A 19,838-nucleotide genomic window follows, 5' to 3' on the forward strand; every position below is an offset into this window, starting at 1 on the left:
ACTACCATTAGATGATATCCCATTAATTTACAATTTTATCCGGTTATCACCCTAAAAATGTTGCCGTTCCTTCTTTTGATCAGTAGTAGTTAATGCCGATGAGTTTTCTCGCTTGCTGCAAAGTCTGTGCCGCACTTTCTCTTGCCTTCTCAGCTCCATGGCGCATAATTTTGTTCAGATAGGCCGAATCGTCCTGCAATGATTTAGCTTTTTCGCGGATGGGAGCTATAAATTTCACCATATCCTCGCCCAATTGCTTTTTCATGTCGCCGTAACGGATGCTGCCATCCTCGAATGTTTTCTTAAAGTGCTCGATTACGTCCGGGGTAGATACCTGCTGCATAAGGTCGAAAAGGTTTTTCACGGCTTCCGGCATGCCTTCTCCTTCATTTGCACCAGTGGCTGACTTGGCCGCCTTTAGTTTCTTCATGATCAGCTCATCGCTGTCAGACAGGTACAAAGTAGCCATCTGGTTCTCGCTCTTACTCATTTTACCATTGCCATCCAGGCTTGGGATCCTGATCAGGTCATCGCCGAAGTTAAATGGAAACGGCTCAGGGAATAGCTGGCCATAGCGTTTGTTAAAACGCTGTGCATAATTGCGGGCCATTTCCAGGTGTTGCTCCTGATCTTTGCCCACAGGTACCTTTACAGCGCGATGTACGAGGATATCGGCACTCATGAGCACAGGGTAAGTGAGCAGGCCGGCATTGACGTTGTCCGGGTTCAAACGTACCTTATCTTTGAATGTAGGTACTTTTTCCAGCTCGCCTTTGTAGGCCAACATATTGAGCAGCAGGTATAATTCTGCAATCTCAGGGATATCGCTCTGTACATAGAGCGCTACCTTTTCCGGGTCGAGGCCCGAAGCTATATTTTCAGCCAGTACGCGGTAAACGTTGCCACGCAGGTCTTTGGGATCAGGATGGGTGGTCAGGGAGTGCCAGTCTGCTACGAAAAAATAACAGTTATAGGCTTCCTGCATCTTTACATAATTGCGGATCGCGCCGAAATAATTACCTAAGTGTAAAAAACCGGTAGAGCGGATTCCGCTTACTACTATCTCTTTGTTTGCCATAATGGGGTGCAATTTAGGAAATTCTTAGGAGCTACCTTGCCCGGGAATCGCATTTTTCGAGGTGGGAATGGACCTGCGGCCGGCTTAAAGTGACCGATAGCAATACTCTCTTCAGTATTTAGTAACTTTAACGCCGGTTTAATAAATATTTTATTATCTTTTCATCTAATTTGACTTATGGAAGTGAACGAACAACTGGTAGATCAGTTAGCAGACCTGGCAAGACTTGAATTTACCCCGGCGGAAAAAACATCCATCCAGGGAGATCTTCAGAGAATGATCACCTTCGTGGAAAAACTGAATGAACTGGACACCACCGAGGTCAAGCCATTATTGCACATGACTGCCGACCGTAATGTGTACCGGGAGGATAAAGTTGTTGCTTCCATTTCCAGGGAAGAAGGCTTACAAAACGCACCTGCTGCTAATGATCAATACTTTAAAGTTCCTAAAGTGATCAAAAAGTAATCCTTATACCAGACCTGCAGAAAGGCATTCACCTTGTTTTTAATACTGTTTGCGTATGCGCCCACAATCCGTCATCCATTTAGAAGAAATCCGTAAAAGCTATTTCATTGGAGCCAATGAATTGCCTGTGCTGAAAGGTATTAATATGGACATTTTAAAAAATGAATATGTAGCCCTCATGGGGCCTTCCGGCTCCGGAAAGTCTACGCTCATGAATATGCTGGGGGCATTGGATACCCCTACCAGCGGAAAATATATTCTGAATGGCCATGATGTGAGCACGATGGAAGATGACGACCTGGCCAGGGTGCGGAACAAAGAAATAGGCTTCGTATTCCAGCAGTTTAACCTTATGCCCCGCCTCACTGCCTATGAAAACGTGGCTGTGCCACTGATCTATGCAGGTATCGGCAAAAAGGAAAGAGAGGAAAAAGCCATATATATGCTGGAAAAAGTAGGGCTGGGCCAGCGCTACAAACATAAACCCAACGAGCTCTCCGGTGGTCAGTGCCAGCGTGTGGCTATTGCCCGCGCCCTGGTAAATGATCCCTCCCTGATCCTGGCGGATGAGCCTACTGGTAACCTTGATACCAAAACCTCTGTGGAAATCATGGAGATTTTCGGGCAGATTCATGCCTCCGGCAATACGGTTGTACTCGTCACCCACGAAGAAGACATCGCCGCTCACGCTAAGAGAATTATCCGCCTCAGGGATGGCCTGATCGAGTCAGACAGGACTGTAGAAGAAAGTGTATTGGTAAAAGCCTAAACCCTCGGCGTCCACTTAATCTCCTCCACCTTCAACCGGTGACCTATCCATCTTGTCAATACGAAAAGATGATCGCTCAGCCGGTTCAGATATTGTAGCACCAATGGTGCTATAAATTCCTCGTTTTCCTGCAATCCCACACATAACCGTTCTGCCCTGCGGCATACACAACGGGCCACATGTGTCGTAGAAACCGCCACATGCCCTCCCGGCAGAATAAAGGACTTCATTTCGGGCAGCTCTTCGTTCATAGTATCAATGCTGGTTTCCAGGGCCTGCACGTCTTTTTCATACAGGTCCGGAATACGCATTTTTATATCCTTTTCGGGATCACAGGCCAGCGAAGCACCGATGGTAAACAAACGATCCTGTATTTCGCGCATAAAAGCGACCATATTTCCATCGAAGGTAAGGTGATCACTCACCAGGCCAATGTAAGAATTGAGCTCGTCTACAGTGCCATACGCATCTATGCGCAGGCTGCTTTTGGATACTTTAGTCCCCCCTATCAGGGAGGTCTGTCCTTTGTCGCCGGTTTTGGTGTAAATCTTAAATGACATAAGATGGGGTTTTAGAGCATCTTCCCGTCTTTCATGACCAGCTGCCTGTCACTCAATGGCGCCAGCTCTTCATTGTGGGTAACGATGATAAACGTTTGCTTAAACTGGTCCCTTAACTGGAAAAACAGCTGGTGTAGCTCCCGGGCATTGTGCGAATCCAGGTTACCGGTTGGCTCATCGGCCATCACGATATCCGGGTTATTGATCAGCGCCCTGGCTACTGCCACCCTTTGCTGTTCCCCGCCCGACAATTCGTTGGGTTTATGATCCATCCTCTCGGCAAGGCCCAAAGTTTCCAGCAAAAAAGCGGCCCTCTTTTTGACCTCGTTTTTATTGTGACCGGCTATAAAACCCGGTACACAAACATTTTCTATCGCGGTAAATTCCGGTAAAAGATGGTGGAACTGGAAAATAAAGCCCATGTGCCGGTTACGGAAATCAGCCAGTGCATTGCCTTTGAGTGCTGTCAGGTTCACGTCCTTCAGCCATACCTCCCCGGAGGTAGGCGTATCCAGGGTACCCAGAATGTGCAGCAGGGTGCTTTTCCCGGCTCCGGAAGATCCTACTATGGTAACGATCTCCCCTTTGTTCACAGTTACATCCACTCCCTTCAAAACGGGTAAGTTGGAATAATTTTTGGTAAGATTGCGTGCGGTCAGCATACTTGAATAAAAGTAATTCACCGTTAAGATAGTAATAGTTGTTTATTTCAAATTAAATAATACTTTTGCCAAAATTTAAGACAGTAAAAATTTCAATAACATGTACTGGACCTTAGAATTAGCTTCATACCTGGAGGATGCTCCATGGCCAGCTACTAAAGACGAATTAATTGATTACGCCATCCGTTCCGGTGCACCGATTGAAGTGATAGAGAATCTTCAGGAACTGGAAGACGAAGGTGAAATTTATGAGGGAATAGAAGATATCTGGTCTGATTATCCGTCTCAGGATGATTTCTTCTTTAATGAAGACGAATATTAGCGCATAGATATTCCATTATTGTTGCCTCAGCAAATTTGCCTATGCTAAAAAATTTCAAGCCGCTCCTTCACTGAAGGACCGGCTTTTTTTGTGTAAAACTTCCGGAAAAAATCGGCGCAAACCCACGCCAGTTAAAGCAAATGATATTTTTGTGGGATACCCCTGCCGAAAATGGAAAGCCGTGAAAATGAATAGTTAATATTCACTTTCACGGCTAATTATTTTGGATTGTACGATCTTATTTTTCCATCTGCAGCATCACGTCCATTGTTACACCGGTAGATGAGAAACCACCGTCATGGAACAGGTTCTGCATAGTCACCATTCTTGTCAGGTCAGAGAACAGGGTTACTGTATAATCAGCACATTGTTTTGCACTTGCATTGCCCAATGGACTCATTTTCTCAGCGTAGTTGATGAAACCATCAAAACCTTTCACACCGCTACCGGCAGTGGTACGGGTAGGTGACTGAGAGATCGTGTTGATACGTACTTTCTTGCTGACACCATAGTGGTAACCGAAGCTGCGCGCTACTGATTCAAGCAGTGCTTTTGCATCGGCCATTTCGCTGTAGTCAGGAAATACACGCTGTGCGGCGATGTAAGTGAGTGCTACTACTGATGCCCACTCATTCAGTGCATCCAGTTTGTAAGCTGTTTGCAACACACGGTGAAGAGACATCGCTGAGATATCGAAAGTTTTATGGGAGAAGTCGTAGTCGAGGTCAGTATAAGGCTTTCCTTTACGCACGTTGAGGCTCATACCTACAGAGTGCAGTACGAAGTCGATTTTACCGCCAAAATGCTCCATGGATTTAGTGAACAGATTGTTCAGGTCTTCAAGGTTGGTCACATCTGCTGGTATTACAGGGGCGTTCGTAATTTCTGCCAACTTGTTGATCTCCCCCATACGTAAAGCGATAGGTGCATTTGTCAGTACGATTTCAGCGCCCTCTTCCACACAGCGAAGTGCGGTAGCCCAGGCAATGGAATTTTCATCCAATGCACCAAATATGATACCCTTCTTTCCTTTTAATAAGTTATAAGCCATTGGGTTGATAATTATTTTGGGCAAAAATAGGCGTTATAGTTGAAAAAAAAAGATTAATTGAAAGTGGCCTGCGGCAGCATGGAAAATGCTTTTTTCTTTTTGATTGGCTATCCGATAGCAACAACCATTTTGCAGCATGAGCCCCCCTTATTCCACTTACTTCACCAACTCCCGCGCATTCTCCAGCGCTGCCGCTGTCGGCTTTTCCCCACTCATCATCTGTGCTATGTGGTTAATCCTTTCCTCCCGCGTGAGCAACCGTACATTCGTTTGCACCTTGCCTGACCTCATATCTTTATACACAAAGTAATGCGCGTCGGCCTTGCCCGCAATCTGCGGCTGGTGTGTGATACAGATGATCTGATGCCCTTTGGCCATACCTTCCATAATAAAGCTTACCTGGCGGGCTGCCTCCCCAGAAATACCTGTATCTATCTCATCAAAAATCAACGTAGGCAATGCTACTGACTGTGCTACCAGCGATTTGATACACAGCATCAGCCTACTCAGTTCACCACCAGACGCCACCTTCCGGATAGGGGCAAAGTTGCCGCTCTTATTTGCATCAAATAAAAACTCAATGGTATCCTGCCCAAAGGCGTTCAGGGCACCTTTTACAATCGATGCCTTTAATCTTGCATTCGGCATACCTACCTGTGCCAGCAAGGCATTTACAGATTTTTCAAATGGTCCTGCCGCCTTTTCACGGGCAGCGGTGATACCTGCCGCCTGTGTTTGTAACTTACCCGTTAAGGTTTCCAGTTCCTTTTCTAACCCTTCTAATTGCTCATCGAGGTTTAGCACGCCTTCTACCTTGCCGGTCAGTTCTTCCTGGATCTTCAGCAACCCGGAGGTATTCTGCACCGCATGTTTTTTCATCAACCGGTACCCGAGAGATAAACGTTCATTCAGCTGTTCCAGCCTGGCGCCATCCGTCTGTACCTGGTCGTTCATGTGACCGATCTCCCCGGTTATATCCTGCAGCTCTACATAGGCTGATTGTAAGCGTGCAGCAATTGCCGGCGCCTCTTTATGAAAATTAGCCAGTCCCTGTACAGACGATTGAATCTGCTTCAGTTGCTGCAGTAAAGGCTGTTCATCTTCTTTTAACTGGAAATACGCCCTGCTCAGGGTATTCCTGATTTCCTCCGCATGGCTGAGTACTTTCAACTCTGCATCCAGCTCCTCTATTTCATTGTCCTTAAAGCTGGCCTCTGCCAGTTCATCCAGCAGAAATTTATTATAATCCAGTTCCTTGTTTGCATTGTTGCGCATGTCGTGCAACTGCCTGAGTTCCCGCTGCACAGCTATATACCTGCCATACCCCTGCTGGTATTGCTGCAGGGCTGCCGGTTGGTTCACCAGGGCATCCAGTACTTCGCGCTGAAAATCGGACTTTTCCAGTTCCAGGGTATCGAACTGCTGATGCAGGTCTACCAGGTACTGGCTCAGTTCGTGGAGTTGGGACAGGTTCACCGGGGTATCATTGATGAATGCACGGGATTTACCAGCGGTACTGATCTCACGACGAATGATCAGCTGATCTTCGAGGTCCAGTTCATGCTGCTGGAAAAATGCTGCCACCTGCGATTTCTTCACCTTAAAATTCCCCTCTATCACACATTTATTATCCTTGTTGTGCAATACCCCCGGATCTGCACGCTCCCCAAGAATCAATGACAATGCGCCCAGCAGAATAGATTTACCTGCACCTGTTTCGCCCGTGATCACGTTCAGGTTCCCGGAAAAATCTACTTCCAGCTGTTCAATAATAGCGTAGTTCTTAATTGTTAGTTTTTGTAGCATATGGGAAAAATATTCCGCAAATTAAATTTCACATTACGAACTGTATCTGCGTAGCGACTACCTCAACCTCCGTTCAATCGCTGAATGCCGGCCTTTGCACGCTGATCCAGTGAGTTTTTATAGTCATGCCCCTTCATATCCAGACAAGTCTGATAACATTGTTGTGCTTTCGCCCTGTCATTTCTCTTTTCATAAATATAACCCATTTGCAGGGATGCTCTGGCTGCAAAATATTCAGGTCTGTTCGCGCCTGCTTTTACGGTTACTTCGTACATGGCAATGGCACTATCATCCATACCCATTTCATCGTAAATTCTTCCCAGCCGATAGGCATATTCCAATTTATCTTCCATGCGGGCATAGTCTGCCGCCTTTCTCGTTTGCAACATTTTCAGGGCTTCACCGAAGAAACCACCGTCACTGAGCAGGCGTGCCTTTAGCAGCACTGCATCCGGCCATTTACCACTCTTTGCATCTTTAAGTGCCTGCTTATCTGCATCGGTTTCGGTATTGCCCCGGGTCAGAATCTGCGCCCGGTACTTATTGGCAGCATCCATATTGCCATGCAGGTAATAGTACCAGCTCAAGCGCTGAAGGCATTCCTTGAGATAGAATTTGCCCCTGAAGTTGTCAGTAAATCGCTGCAGGTACACATTTGCATCTTCATCCTGCCTGTCCAGCTTCAAAACCCCGAGCAGGTAATTGCTGTATTTTATATCCAGGTACCCACCACTGTCACTTCTGTCGGAGAGTGTTTTGATACCTAGTGCCGCTTTCTGGTTGTTCATAGCGATATTCGCCACCATGAGGGCAAAGAGGTAATTATTTTTTGTGTCCAGCTGATGTTTCTGAACGAATGCCCATACATCGTCCGGCTTATTTTCAATGAACAGTTTCAGGTAGCAAAAGTAATAAGAAGCTTCGGCCCGGAATATTAACGCTACGTCATTATTACTTTCTGCCGACTGATGTACCTGGCGCATACCTTCACGAATATTTCCTTTCATGCCCAGGATATTGGAAATCCAGCGATAGCCTTCGGGGATGGTACCGAATACGGCCTGCAAAGCGCCAATCATCATAGTGTTTGGCTGGAACTGCGGAAACCTGCGCTGGTTGTCTTTGAACTGTACAAATGCTTTCCGGATTTCCCACACGGCATCCCACTTTTCGCTGAACTTGATGCGGATCATAGCCCACTGAAAACGAATGGCTGCCTGGGTATACAGGTAGTAAGGACTATTCTCCGGACCCGAAGCCATCATATCCAGTCGCTGATCCCGAAGGTCCTTTCGTTTAGCATATACAGCAGGATCTTCGTTGAAAAAAAGGTTGAAAAAGTCGATATAGTTTTCGAGAAAGTAAGGTATCAGGTTATCGGGATGCTCTTTCTTTTCGGCCTCCAGCAGGGCGGTACCTGTGGTGACCTTCAATTGCATAATGGCATCATAGGCTTGCTGGCAGCGGGGATTAAAGTCATATACTTTTTGCCTGGCTACAGCAGGGGAAAAAAGGGCGAGAAATAATCCCAACAGGAATACGGTACGCATGGAAACAAATATATTTACAACTGCCGGCTTTACGTCAAATTCCAAACCAAAAACGCCTGCAATGAAAAAAGGTTGTACCATAAACGATACAACCCTTTTCAAAATTATTCCTGGACTTATACTAATTAAATAGTAACTGTTGCTTCCAGATCATTGTCTACCAGCACGCGACCGCAATGCTCGCAAATGATGATCTTCTTGCGCTGACGGATTTCTGCCTGACGCTGAGGAGGAATAGCGTTAAAGCAACCACCGCAGGAGTCACGCACTACAGTAGCTACAGCCAGACCGTTACGGTAGTTCTTACGGATTTTTTCGTAAGCTGCCAGCAGGCGAGGCTCTACTTTTGCACGTGCTTCTTCGCTCTGTTTGTAGAAAGCTTTCTCTTCTTTTTCAGTTTCACTGATGATCTTTTCCAGCTCTCCTTTCTTGTGTTTCAGGTTCGCTTCCTTTTCAGCAATCGTTCTCTTTGCAGATTCCAGGGTACGGCTCTTGTCCTTTACCTCGTCATTTGCATCGCGAATGTGTTTCTCAGCCAGCTTGATTTCCAGGGACTGCATTTCCAGTTCCTTGGTGATAGCTTCGAATTCACGGTTATTCTTTACGTTATCCTGTTGCTTCTCGTATTTCTTAATCAGGGCTTCTGATTCCTTGATCGCTGCTTTCTTGTTGGATATGAAGTCCTGAATGCCACGGATTTCGTCTTCCACATGGGCCAGACGTGTGTTTAACCCTTCGATCTCGTCTTCCAGATCTTTAACTTCCATCGGCAACTCCCCCTTCAACACCTGGATCTCGTCCAGTCTGGAGTCCATCTTCTGTAGTCTAAGTACAGACACCAATTTTTCCTCTACGGAGTAATCTTTATTTACAGTAGCCATGTAATGTGTTTATAAATAATTTACCGGGTTTGTTCGAATGGTAGATTTAAGAGGCGCAAAATTAGGAAATTTTTCAGTCAATATATGAAAAAATAAGTCAACCGTAAACTGCTCGCTCTCGAAATGTCCAACATCCGCTATAACTATTTGATTTTCAGCATCAAAAAACTCATGGTATTTAAAGTCTGCCGAAATATATGCATCGGCTCCAGCGCCAATTGCCCTTTTTAAGAGGAAACTTCCGGCCCCACCGCACAGCGCCACCCGTTTTATGGGCTTTCCCCTAAGCGGGGTATACCGAACGCAACCGGTATCGAACTGCTGCTTCACGAACTTCAAAAATGCCATCTCGTCCATCGGCGCTTCCAGCTCCCCTATGAGACCAGATCCTACCTGTGCATACTCATTTTCCAGTTTCACCACGTCGTAGGCCACTTCTTCATAAGGATGACTGGCTAATAACGCCTTGATCACATATTGTTCCAAATATAAGGGAAAAATAACCTCCAGTTTCGTTTCTGCTTCCAAATGACGGTTGCCGATCTCCCCAACATAAGGCTGGGTGCCCGCTCCGGCTTTAAAAGTTCCCTCTCCTGCCGCATTAAAGCTACATTCACTATATGCGCCAATATGTCCGGCACCAGCTGCAAATAATGCAGACCTGACATTTTCGGCAGATTCATGCGGTACAAAGGTGTATAATTTCCTTAATAATTCCTTTTTAGGGGCCAATACCCTGGTATTTTTCAGGCTCAGCCGCTGCCCCATCATTTCGCACACCCCATTTCTCACATTATCCAGGTTGGTATGGGCTGCATATATAGCGATGTCATGCTTGATAGCTTTAATAGCTACCCGTTCTACATAATTATTACCATTGATCTTCTTCAAACCGCCAAATACAATAGGATGATGCGCCACAATCAGGTTACACCCCCTGCTGATCGCTTCGTCTACCACCGCTTCTGTCGTATCCAGGGAGAGCAGTACCCCCCTCACTTTCCAGTCGCCACTGCCGAACAGTAAGCCGGCATTGTCATAGCTTTCCTGGTATTGTAATGGTGCAAATGCGGCAATAGCCGCTGTGATATCTTTGATTTTCATGACAAGCAAATATGATGGGAATTATTTAAAATTGCAAAAAACTAACTGGCATGACGACACAATCCCCGGGAGAATTGTACGCTTCTTACAAAACGAAAATGCAGCAGATCGCCGATATACGCAATGCTATTGCTGTGTTGGGATGGGACCAGGAAACTTACCTGCCCGAAAAAGGTGCTGCCTTTCGCGGGCAACAGATTACTACCCTCAGTACCCTGGCCCATGAGCTATTTACTGATAATCAGCTGGGCGAATTATTGACGACCCTGCATACCCGGCAGGATCTGGACATCATCGCTACCAAAAATATCGCCCTCTCCCTGGAGGACTATCAAAAGAATAAAAAATACCCTGCCAGTTTCGTAGCCGAACTGTCTACCACGACCAACGAATGCTATCATGCATGGATCAAAGCCAGGAAAGCGAATGACTACAGCGTATTCGAACCTGTGCTGGCGAAAATGGTCGCACTCAAAAAACAGGAGGCAGACATACTTGGGTATAACGGGCATCCCTACAATGCCTTGCTAAACGAATATGAAAAAGGCGCGAATACCGCTATGCTGGATACCATCTTTGCTGATGTGAAGGCTGCACTGGCTCCTTTGTTAAAGAACATCGAATCCAAACCACAGGTCAATAAAGATTTCCTGCACCTGCATTACGACAGGAATGCACAGTGGGAGTTTGGTATTGAACTCCTGAAAGCCATGGGGTATGATATGAACGCCGGCAGACAGGATATTTCAGAACATCCGTTTACTACCAGCTTCAATCCACAGGATGTAAGGGTCACTACCCGCATTGATGAAAAGGATTTTGGCAATATGACCTGGAGCTGTATCCACGAAGGCGGCCATGCCCTGTATGAACAGGGACTGCCCGTAGATGGATATGGGTTACCATCCGGCGAAGCGGCGAGTTTAGGTATCCATGAATCCCAGTCAAGACTGTGGGAAAACAATGTAGGCCGTAGCCTTCCTTTCTGGCAGCACCACTATGCAGCTTTGCAGGCACGCTTTCCTGACAACCTGCAACAGGTAGCGCTGGATGATTTCTATAAAGCCATCAACCAGGTAAAGCCGTCCCTGATCCGTACAGAAGCAGATGAGCTGACTTATCACTTCCATGTGATGATCAGGTATGAAATTGAAAAGGGATTGCTGGATGGAACCTATTCTACCAAAGACCTGAATGAAGTCTGGAATAGGTACTACCGGGAATACCTGCACGTACACGTACCTGATGATAATCAGGGAGTACTGCAGGATATTCACTGGTCGCATGGCAGTTTCGGTTACTTCCCCACCTATTCATTGGGTAGTTTTTATGCTGCACAGTTTTTCAACGCTGCACAAAAACAGATACCGGGGTTGATAGCGCAGATTACCAAAGGAGATTATCGCCAGCTACTCACCTGGTTACGGGATGAGATTCATCACCATGGCAGGTATTATACCAGTAATGAATTGTGTGCAAAGGTAACAGGAGAACCATTGGTGTTTAAGTATTTCCTGGATTACGCCACAGAAAAATACCATCACATTTACAATGTATAGTAAAAAACAAAAAAGCTTTTGCAGATTGCAAAAGCTTTTTTGTTTGGATAATGGCTTGCTGGTATAGGGATAAGGTCCAGCTAATAGCAAAATAAATTTAATTGGCCTCGGCTTGCCATAGATGACGTTAGTTTAATTCAACGACGCCTGTTTTTCTCCAGACTTCTTTCCCCTCTTTGTAAAGGATAAATGTAGGTAAGGCAGTAGCACCCAGCGTTTTAATGACGTTAGTATCCTTGCTGGCATCTACTTTCAACAGCTTTACAGTTGGATTGGCTTTTAAAAATGCAGCTACCACTGGCTCCATCTTTTTACAGGGAGGGCACCAATCAGCACCTACATCGATCAGTACATCTCCATCAGCAATCTTGCCTGTAAAGTCAATTAGTGTAAGCTGCGGCGTATTTGCGCCTCCTTCCACTTCGAGACCCGCCTGTTTCCAGGCATTCAGCCCTCCTTCCAGTTCCACTACATTTTTGAATCCATCCTCACGCATGCGCTTTGCTGCCGCAGCACTACGGCCACCACTCAGGCAATACACATACACTGGCTGCTCCTTATTCAAGTATTTTATTCTCTCATTAAATTCTTCATCATGTGTAAAGTCAGCTTGCAGGGCATGCGGCAGGTGCCCGCTGCTATACTCTGCCAGGGTACGCACATCAAATACCTGAACGCCCGATTGTTTAATTCCAGTCTGAAATACATCAGGTTTTACCACATTGTTATTTTGGGCATATACAGCTGTACTCACACATAAAATGAAAATGCATATAATATACTTACACATCGTAAATTTGCTGTATATTGTTGAGCTTGTGCCAACAGGTATAGATGGAATAACTTTTGTGTGATTTTCTTTTCTACTCTGAACCATTAATAATTTGTTTACGTTAAATTAACGTTACACCTATACCGGTTTAACGTTATAAAATTGAATCTTTAATTTTTATAACCTATGCTATTGTCGAGCCGAAACGACATTAGCCATATCCGGAGAATGAAACACCAACGCCTAAGCCTTCATGTCCGCACCTGCTATGCTGTTGCATATACATGTGTGATGATCCTGCTCTCTGCCTTTAGAGTCCAGGCACAAAACACGGCAGCATTTACTGCTGATAACTTTACGGGATGTGGGACTGCCTATGTACAATTCATTAATCAGTCAACTACAGGAGGCACTGCTTCCTGGGACTTCGGGGATGGAGGCGCCAAATCGACCCTTTGGAATCCTACCCGATCCTTTACTAAACCTGGTACATACACTGTAACTCTTACAGTTACGTTTGCAGATGGTACTAAAGGTACCGCTACCCATACTGTAAATGTATACAAAAAACCGACAGCACAATTTACCACTGATGTAACCAGTGGTTGTACACCCCTGCCGGTTAATTTTACAGATCAATCTACCGCTGGTGATGGTACGATCAGCAGTATCAACTGGGACTTCGGGGATGGTAACGGGACTTCGGGAAGCACGGCTAACTATACTTATACAGTAGGGGGTGACTATGCTGCTACGACTATCGTGACCAACAGTTATGGCTGTACCAACAGCTCTTCACAAATTATTCATGCAAATGCTACCCCTAACCCGGCGTTTACCAGCAATACACAAGGCAGTTGTAAAGCACCCCTGACTGTGAACTTTACCAATAATACGACGATCAATACAACTGGTAACCCGGCAGTTACGTACCTATGGGACTTTGGAGACGGCAGCACAAGCAGTGACCTGAACCCCATTCATACGTACACAGCAGAGGGGAAATATACCGTTTCACTAACCGCCACTTCCGCTGATGGGTGTACTAAAACGCTCACACAAACGGAGTACATTCAGATTGCCACTATCGCAGCAGACTTTGCCATTGCAGAGAGCCTTTGTAGAGGAACTACCCTTCATTTTACCAACACTACTCAGCCGGCTCCGCAAACCGCCACCTGGACGTTTAGTGATGGCGATGTGCAAAATACAATTGACGCCGTCAAGACTTTTAATACTGTAGGTAACTATTCTGTCACTTTGCAGGCATTGACACAGGATGGTTGTCAGGCAAATGTGACAAAGACCTTCACCATTTCTGATATTCCAACTGCCTCGGTTACAGCATCTCCGACTACTGCATGTAGCGTTCCTGCAAATGTGAACTTCACAGGGGTAACCACCGGAGCTACCAGCTGGGCATGGAATTTCGGTGACGGCAGCACTTCTACTTTACAAAATCCTACACATACCTTCAACTCCGAAGGCACGTTTACAGTGGTACTGCAAGCCACCAATGCTGCAGGTTGTACAGCAACTGCGAACAACACCGTCACTATACAGAAACCTATTCTAAGTATCGATGGTACACCCAATGGTTGCGTGCCGCTGGTAGATGCCTTCACTCCTATCGTTGCTTCTGCCGATCCGGTGGTAAGCTGGGCATGGAACTTTGGTGATGGCAGCACTTCCACTCAAAAAGCACCGACACATACTTTCACCACACAAGGTGATTTTATCGTGACCTTAACAATAACCACCCAGGGTGGTTGTACACAAACTGCTACCTTTCCTGTAGAAGTAGGCGATCCGGTAAATGTAGATTTCACAGTAGACCAGACAACCGGTTGCCAGCCTACTATTTTCCATTTCACCAATACATCTACCCCTGCGGGTACTGGCTGGCAATGGACTTTCGAAGAATCCGGCACCACCGGTAATGGTTCTTCTTCCCTGGAAAATCCAACTTATGTATGGACAAGTATTGGTACACATACTGTGATTCTAACGGTAATCAATAATGGTTGCCGGCAAACACTTACCAAAACTGATCTGATTACCATCTATCCACCATCTGCTGCATTTATAGTAGGCACCGTGGATTGTGCTAACATCTATCAGCGTTCTTTCACCGACAGGTCTGACTTCGGTTCCAGCACCACTAAATTATGGAACTGGGATTTTGGTGATGGGACCACTTCTACCGCTCAGAACCCAACACACGTATATACTGCAGGGGGTACTTATACAGTGACACTTACTGTAGACAATGGTAACTGTCAGTCTGTATACAAAACAACTGTCACTATCATTGACGAAACACCAAAGATCTATTCTGATGTAACCACCATTTGTAAAAACGGTACGGTGAATTTTTCGATGGATCCGGTGACCGCCAGCCACTTCGCCAGCTACCTCTGGAACTTTGGCGATGGTAATACTTACAGTGCACCTGCACCAGGGCCTATCGGATATGTATATCCTACTCCCGGCGATTATACTGCCAGCCTGGTACTGACAGATGTTTATGGCTGTCTGCATACGTCCAACACGATTCCGATTTCAGTAAATGGCGCCAATGCAAATTTCAGCATCGATACCAAACAGTGTAAGAACGTACCGGTGAGCTTTACTGATCAATCTACCACCAGGGCAGGCAATACCATTGTATCCTGGACATGGGACTATGGAGATGGCAGCACACCGGAAACGTACACCACCGCACCTACCAATATTACGCATACCTATACAGCTATCAACAACTATCCTGTAACACTTACCGTGAAAGACAATACCGGTTGTGAAGACAGTTATACAGCCACCGTGCGTATTGCAAATATGATTGCGGCATTTGGTGGTCCGGATAGCATTGCGTGTCTGAATACACCTTACCAGTTCTCTAACTCTTCGATCACGACGCCACTCACTTACCAGTGGGACTTTGGGGATGGTACTACCAGCACAGATGCAACGCCTGGACATACTTATACTACGCCAGGCAAGTATACTGTATCGCTGATCATTGCCAACACTACTGGTTGTAGCGATACGATTACCACTGTCGACTACCTGCGTGTACCTAACCCGATAGCTGACTTCAGCTTTCCACCGGTAGCGGCAGATGTATGTCCGCCAGTAAAAATTCAGTTTACCAACCTGTCATCTGACTACGTAAGTTCAGCATGGAGTTTTGGTGACAACAGTTCTTCTACTGAACAGGATCCGCTGCACAACTATATCAAGGCGGGTACTTTTGGTATTACCCTCACTGTTTATTCACAGGGTGGTTGTGCAAGTGCGGTGGCCGGACCTAAAAATATTTCTATTGATGGCCCGACGGGTAGCTTCACGGTGACACCTGAAACAGGTTGTTATCCACTGACGGTGAGTATGAGCGCCTCCTCTACAGCTGCTATTAAATATATCTGGGACTTTGGGGATGGTCATTCCGCAACTACGACTACACCTACATCTCCATCTTATACTTATCCACAGGAAGGTGTGTACTACCCGGTGGTGTTGCTGGAAGATGACAGAGGTTGTCGTGTGGCAGCAGATGGTACTTCCAAAGTGATTGCTGATAAAGTAACTGCTAATTTTGGTACGGATGTAACCCAGGCTTGTGATGGCGGAACAGTATTCTTCACTGATTCATCTACCAGCGTATCTGCAGAACTGGGCATGGATATGACCTATGCATGGGATTTTGGTGTCACTACCAAAACAGATGATGTAGGCACCGGTCAGACGCCTACTTATATATACGATGCACCAGGTACTTACAATGTGACGCTGACTACCACCAGTACTTATGGTTGTGTGAACACCATTCAAAAACAAATTGTTGTAGAACCCAAACCAGTAGCTGTGATCGATACACTGGGCCCATTGTGTACAGGTGCTACCGTGCAGATAGTGGGGCATGAAACGAAGAACATTCCGGATACTAAATGGAGCTGGCAGATACTGGGACAAAACTATTTAGTACAATCACCACCGGCTACTACCTTCAACCAGGCAGGCGACCAGGTAATTACATTAACTATCTCTACCGCCAGCGGTATTTGTAGCAGCACGGCAACCAGAACGGTGAGTGTAGTAGATTACCCAGCACTGAATCCGAACCCGGCGAGCGCCAGCATATGCCGTGGTGCTTCTATTACACTCAATGCCAATACAGATGCCGATGTGACCATCAACTGGACAGATTATAAGATCAATGATATTCATAGTGCAAGCCCGGTAGTGAGCCCTGACATAGATACTACCTATCATGTAAAAGTGGAAAACGCTGCAGGTTGTGCACGGGAAGCAGATATACCGGTGATGGTATCTCAGCCATTCCAGGTAGCAGCTTCAGATACTTTTATCTGTAAAGGTGGTTCTGCACAGCTGCATGCTTCCGGAGCAGTTACCTATTCCTGGTCTCCTGCTACAGGTCTGAGCAATGCTTCGGGTCAGAACCCGATGGCTTTCCCGGATACGACTACTACTTATACGGTAACAGGGTATGGCAAGGATGCCTGCTTTACTTCTCAGGCAACTGCATTGGTAACCGTACATGCACTGCCGGTAGTGAATGCAGGTCCGGATCTCACATTGGCTACAGGCACCAGTTACCTGATTCCTACCACAGGCAGTGATGATATTACAGACATTGAATGGTGGCCGGTGAACTACCTGGATTGTGTAGATTGCCTGCAACCTACTGCCACGCCTAAAACCACAACTACTTATACAGTAACGGCTACCAATGCGTATGGCTGTAAGGGGGTGGATGAGATCACGATCAAGATGGTATGTGAATCGGGCAATACCTGGCTGCCAAATACATTTACGCCTAACAATGATGGACAGAATGATGTATTCTACATCAGGGGTCGTGGTATTAAAACTGTAAAATCATGGAGAATATATAACCGTTGGGGACAACTGGTATTTGAAAGGACAAACTTTAGTGTGGAAGACCCTACGAGCGGATGGGATGGAAAAGTAAGAGGGGTGCCTGTAAACCCGGATGTGTTTGTATATGTAGCAGAAGTAGTGTGCGATACAAATGAGGACTTTACCCTGAAAGGTAACGTGATGCTGTTACGATAAACAGCGATTACCATACTCTTTTTAAAATCTGCCAAGCATGAGAAGGAATTGTAGAAAACTGTTTGTGGCACTTTGTTTATGTCTGGGCTCCAGACTGATGGCACAGGATATTCACCTGTCGCAATTTTACGAAACGCCCATTCTGCGCAACCCTGCGCTGATAGGGATTTTTAACGGAGACTACCGGGTACAGGCGGTGTACAGGAACCAGTGGAATAGTGTGACCATTCCCTACCAGACCGGGGCTGTGAGTGGAGAACTGAAATTTCCGGTAGGCCGTGGGGAGGACTTCCTCACAACTGGTGCACAGTTCACTTATGACAGGGCGGGTACAGCCAGGTTACAGGCCGTACAGATTCTGCCGGCGATTAACTATCATAAATCGCTGAGTGAAGTGAAGAACATGTTTCTCTCGGTGGGTTTCATGGGGGGATTTGTGCAAAGGCAGTTCGATGCTACCAAGCTGACTTTCAATAACCAGTATACCAGTGGGCGCTATGACCCTACAATTGCCAGTGGTGAAGAAGGCAGACTGGCGCTTCGTGGATATGGTTACTGGGATGCTGGTGCAGGTATTAGTTTCAACAGTACGATCGGTGAAGACATTAATTATTATATAGGAGCGGCGTTGTTTCACTTTACCCGTCCCCGGGTTTCCTTTTATAAAGACAACAGTATTGTGATGGATCCAAAGTATACATTCAACGCAGGTATTACCATTCCGATGGAAGACAGGCTGAAGCTGATAGCACAATACAACCAGATTCATGAGGGAGCATATGCAGAGTATAATGGTGGCGCGATTTTAGGGTATATGTTATACAACGAGGGGCTGGAAAGTACCAGGGGAATATATGGCGGTTTGTTTGTGCGCTGGGGAGATGCCATCATCCCTACCATGCGCCTGGATATGGACAAGTACGAGATTAGTATGACATACGACTGTAATATTTCAAAACTGAAGACGGCGAGCCAGAGTTTTGGAGGGTTTGAACTGGCATTGGTATTCAAAGGGTTCCTGAACAGCCGGAACAGTACTTTGGATGCAGTGCATTGTCCAAGATTTTAATTCCCTTATTAATCCTTTACTATATTTGCCCGTCTAAAAAAATATAACAATGAGCATTGCAATCGGCACAAAAGCACCAGCATTTTCTCTGTATGACACTGAGAAGAATAAAGTAAACCTGGAAGATTTCAAAGGACAAAACCTGGTCATCCTTTTCTTTCCATTGGCATTTACCAGTGTATGTACAGCAGAACTGTGCAGTGTAAGGGATAGCCTGGCTACATATAACAGTTTGAATACTGCGGTAGTAGGTATTTCTGTAGATACTCCGTTCACACTGGGTAAATTTAAGGCAGAGCAGCACCTGAACTTCCCATTGCTGTCTGACTTCAATAAGGAAGCATCTCAGGCTTATGGTGCATATTATGACACATTTGTACTGGACCTGAAAGGGGTATCCAAGAGAGCGGCTTTCGTAGTAGATAAGGAAGGTATTGTGAAATATGCACAGGTACTGGAGTCTGCCGGCGATCTACCTGATTTTGAAGCAATTAAGAAAACACTGGCTGATTTGCAATAAAAGCTGCCAAAAAGCGTTAATTTTTTTCAAAAACTAATGGCAGTGCTTCCTTTTTGGCCTGCCATTTGTTATTTTTACAGTAGAAAGATTTGTAAAAACGGGTCTCGATGTAATAATTTATTATCTAATATGAAAGATAATTTTTATTGTGCCGCCCTGCTATTTTAGAACGAAAAATTATAGATATTCGAAAAAATCTTTATCTTTACGGGTATGTTGAAAACCTTTACTCTTTTACTTACATGCCTTATACTCCTGACGACCTTAGTTTCTAAGGCGCAGACGTATAAACCTGCTTCATCAGGCACTGATGGAGGGAGTAAAATTGTGAAGTTGTACCCTAACCCGGCATCCTCGAGAATTAATTTTGAATTACAGCATAATAACGAGCAGGTTTATGATCTTATTGTATTCAATTTTCTCGGAAAGATGGTAGACCAGGTAAGGAATGTGAGCAGTAAGACTACAGTGGAGCTGGACAACTATTATAGCGGGTTATATATTTTCCAGTTGAGGGATAGGCAGGGAAACCTGATAGAGTCGGGGAAGTTCAATGTCGTCAAGTAG

Annotated in this window: 17 protein-coding genes; 8 read left to right on the forward strand and 9 right to left on the reverse strand. The window is 45.7% G+C overall.

The features are described 5' to 3' along the window. Window positions 1-79: 79 nt before the first annotated feature. A complete protein-coding gene (trpS, locus tag ABDW16_RS05055; protein WP_343668153.1) occupies window positions 80-1,078 on the reverse strand; it encodes a tryptophan--tRNA ligase in 999 nt (332 codons plus the stop codon). Between the two features lie 177 nt (window positions 1,079-1,255). Here trpS and gatC point away from each other — a divergent pair, with 177 nt between their 5' ends. Next, entirely contained in the window at window positions 1,256-1,546 is a 291-nt protein-coding gene (gene gatC, locus ABDW16_RS05060) for an Asp-tRNA(Asn)/Glu-tRNA(Gln) amidotransferase subunit GatC (RefSeq protein WP_343668154.1), read from the forward strand. A 55-nt stretch (window positions 1,547-1,601) separates the two neighbouring features. Continuing rightward, on the forward strand, window positions 1,602-2,315 hold the full coding sequence (locus tag ABDW16_RS05065; RefSeq protein ID WP_343668156.1) for an ABC transporter ATP-binding protein: 714 nt from the start codon (window positions 1,602-1,604) through the stop codon (window positions 2,313-2,315). Here ABDW16_RS05065 and ABDW16_RS05070 read toward each other — a convergent pair. Then, window positions 2,312-2,875 carry a cob(I)yrinic acid a,c-diamide adenosyltransferase gene (locus ABDW16_RS05070; RefSeq protein WP_343668158.1) on the reverse strand — a complete coding sequence of 188 codons (564 nt, stop codon included), beginning with the start codon at window positions 2,873-2,875 and terminating at the stop codon, window positions 2,312-2,314. The two genes, ABDW16_RS05065 and ABDW16_RS05070, sit on opposite strands and share 4 nt — an antisense overlap. 11 nt (window positions 2,876-2,886) lie before the next feature. Beyond that, window positions 2,887-3,537, reverse strand: a complete 651-nt coding sequence (locus ABDW16_RS05075; protein WP_343668159.1) for an ABC transporter ATP-binding protein — start codon at window positions 3,535-3,537, stop codon at window positions 2,887-2,889. A gap of 100 nt (window positions 3,538-3,637) precedes the next feature. Here ABDW16_RS05075 and ABDW16_RS05080 point away from each other — a divergent pair, with 100 nt between their 5' ends. Continuing rightward, complete coding sequence (locus ABDW16_RS05080; RefSeq protein WP_012794455.1) at window positions 3,638-3,859, forward strand: DUF2795 domain-containing protein; 222 nt, start codon at window positions 3,638-3,640, stop codon at window positions 3,857-3,859. 238 nt (window positions 3,860-4,097) lie between these two features. Here the strand turns inward: ABDW16_RS05080 and ABDW16_RS05085 are convergent, their stop codons facing one another. From ABDW16_RS05085 to ABDW16_RS05105, 5 genes are all read right to left on the reverse strand, one after another. After that, complete coding sequence (locus ABDW16_RS05085; protein ID WP_343668160.1) at window positions 4,098-4,910, reverse strand: SDR family oxidoreductase; 813 nt, start codon at window positions 4,908-4,910, stop codon at window positions 4,098-4,100. A 156-nt stretch (window positions 4,911-5,066) separates the two neighbouring features. After that, window positions 5,067-6,716 carry a DNA repair protein RecN gene (gene recN, locus ABDW16_RS05090; RefSeq protein WP_343668161.1) on the reverse strand — a complete coding sequence of 550 codons (1,650 nt, stop codon included), beginning with the start codon at window positions 6,714-6,716 and terminating at the stop codon, window positions 5,067-5,069. 62 nt (window positions 6,717-6,778) lie between these two features. Next, a complete protein-coding gene (locus ABDW16_RS05095; protein WP_343668163.1) occupies window positions 6,779-8,266 on the reverse strand; it encodes a hypothetical protein in 1,488 nt (495 codons plus the stop codon). Between the two features lie 125 nt (window positions 8,267-8,391). Beyond that, window positions 8,392-9,147, reverse strand: coding sequence for a C4-type zinc ribbon domain-containing protein (locus tag ABDW16_RS05100; protein ID WP_343668164.1), 756 nt, complete (start codon window positions 9,145-9,147; stop codon window positions 8,392-8,394). A gap of 9 nt (window positions 9,148-9,156) precedes the next feature. Continuing rightward, on the reverse strand, window positions 9,157-10,251 hold the full coding sequence (locus ABDW16_RS05105) for a Nif3-like dinuclear metal center hexameric protein (protein WP_343668165.1): 1,095 nt from the start codon (window positions 10,249-10,251) through the stop codon (window positions 9,157-9,159). Between the two features lie 50 nt (window positions 10,252-10,301). On the opposite strand from ABDW16_RS05105, the gene ABDW16_RS05110 reads away from it, so the two are divergent. Further along, entirely contained in the window at window positions 10,302-11,810 is a 1,509-nt protein-coding gene (locus ABDW16_RS05110) for a carboxypeptidase M32 (protein WP_343668167.1), read from the forward strand. Between the two features lie 127 nt (window positions 11,811-11,937). Here the strand turns inward: ABDW16_RS05110 and ABDW16_RS05115 are convergent, their stop codons facing one another. Beyond that, a complete protein-coding gene (locus tag ABDW16_RS05115; RefSeq protein WP_343668169.1) occupies window positions 11,938-12,564 on the reverse strand; it encodes a rhodanese-like domain-containing protein in 627 nt (208 codons plus the stop codon). A gap of 246 nt (window positions 12,565-12,810) precedes the next feature. Between ABDW16_RS05115 and ABDW16_RS05120 the strand changes: the two genes are divergently transcribed. The 4 genes from ABDW16_RS05120 to ABDW16_RS05135 all read left to right on the forward strand — a co-directional run bounded on the left by ABDW16_RS05120 (window position 12,811) and on the right by ABDW16_RS05135 (window position 19,838). Then, a complete protein-coding gene (locus tag ABDW16_RS05120; RefSeq protein ID WP_343668171.1) occupies window positions 12,811-17,682 on the forward strand; it encodes a PKD domain-containing protein in 4,872 nt (1,623 codons plus the stop codon). A gap of 37 nt (window positions 17,683-17,719) precedes the next feature. Then, window positions 17,720-18,751 (forward strand): PorP/SprF family type IX secretion system membrane protein, encoded by a 1,032-nt coding sequence (locus ABDW16_RS05125; protein ID WP_343668173.1) that lies wholly within the window; start codon window positions 17,720-17,722, stop codon window positions 18,749-18,751. A gap of 49 nt (window positions 18,752-18,800) precedes the next feature. Next, a complete protein-coding gene (locus ABDW16_RS05130) occupies window positions 18,801-19,271 on the forward strand; it encodes a redoxin domain-containing protein (RefSeq protein ID WP_343668174.1) in 471 nt (156 codons plus the stop codon). Between the two features lie 213 nt (window positions 19,272-19,484). Further along, entirely contained in the window at window positions 19,485-19,838 is a 354-nt protein-coding gene (locus ABDW16_RS05135; RefSeq protein ID WP_343668175.1) for a T9SS type A sorting domain-containing protein, read from the forward strand.

Source organism: Chitinophaga sp. (assembly GCF_039596135.1).
Taxonomy (GTDB): domain Bacteria; phylum Bacteroidota; class Bacteroidia; order Chitinophagales; family Chitinophagaceae; genus Chitinophaga.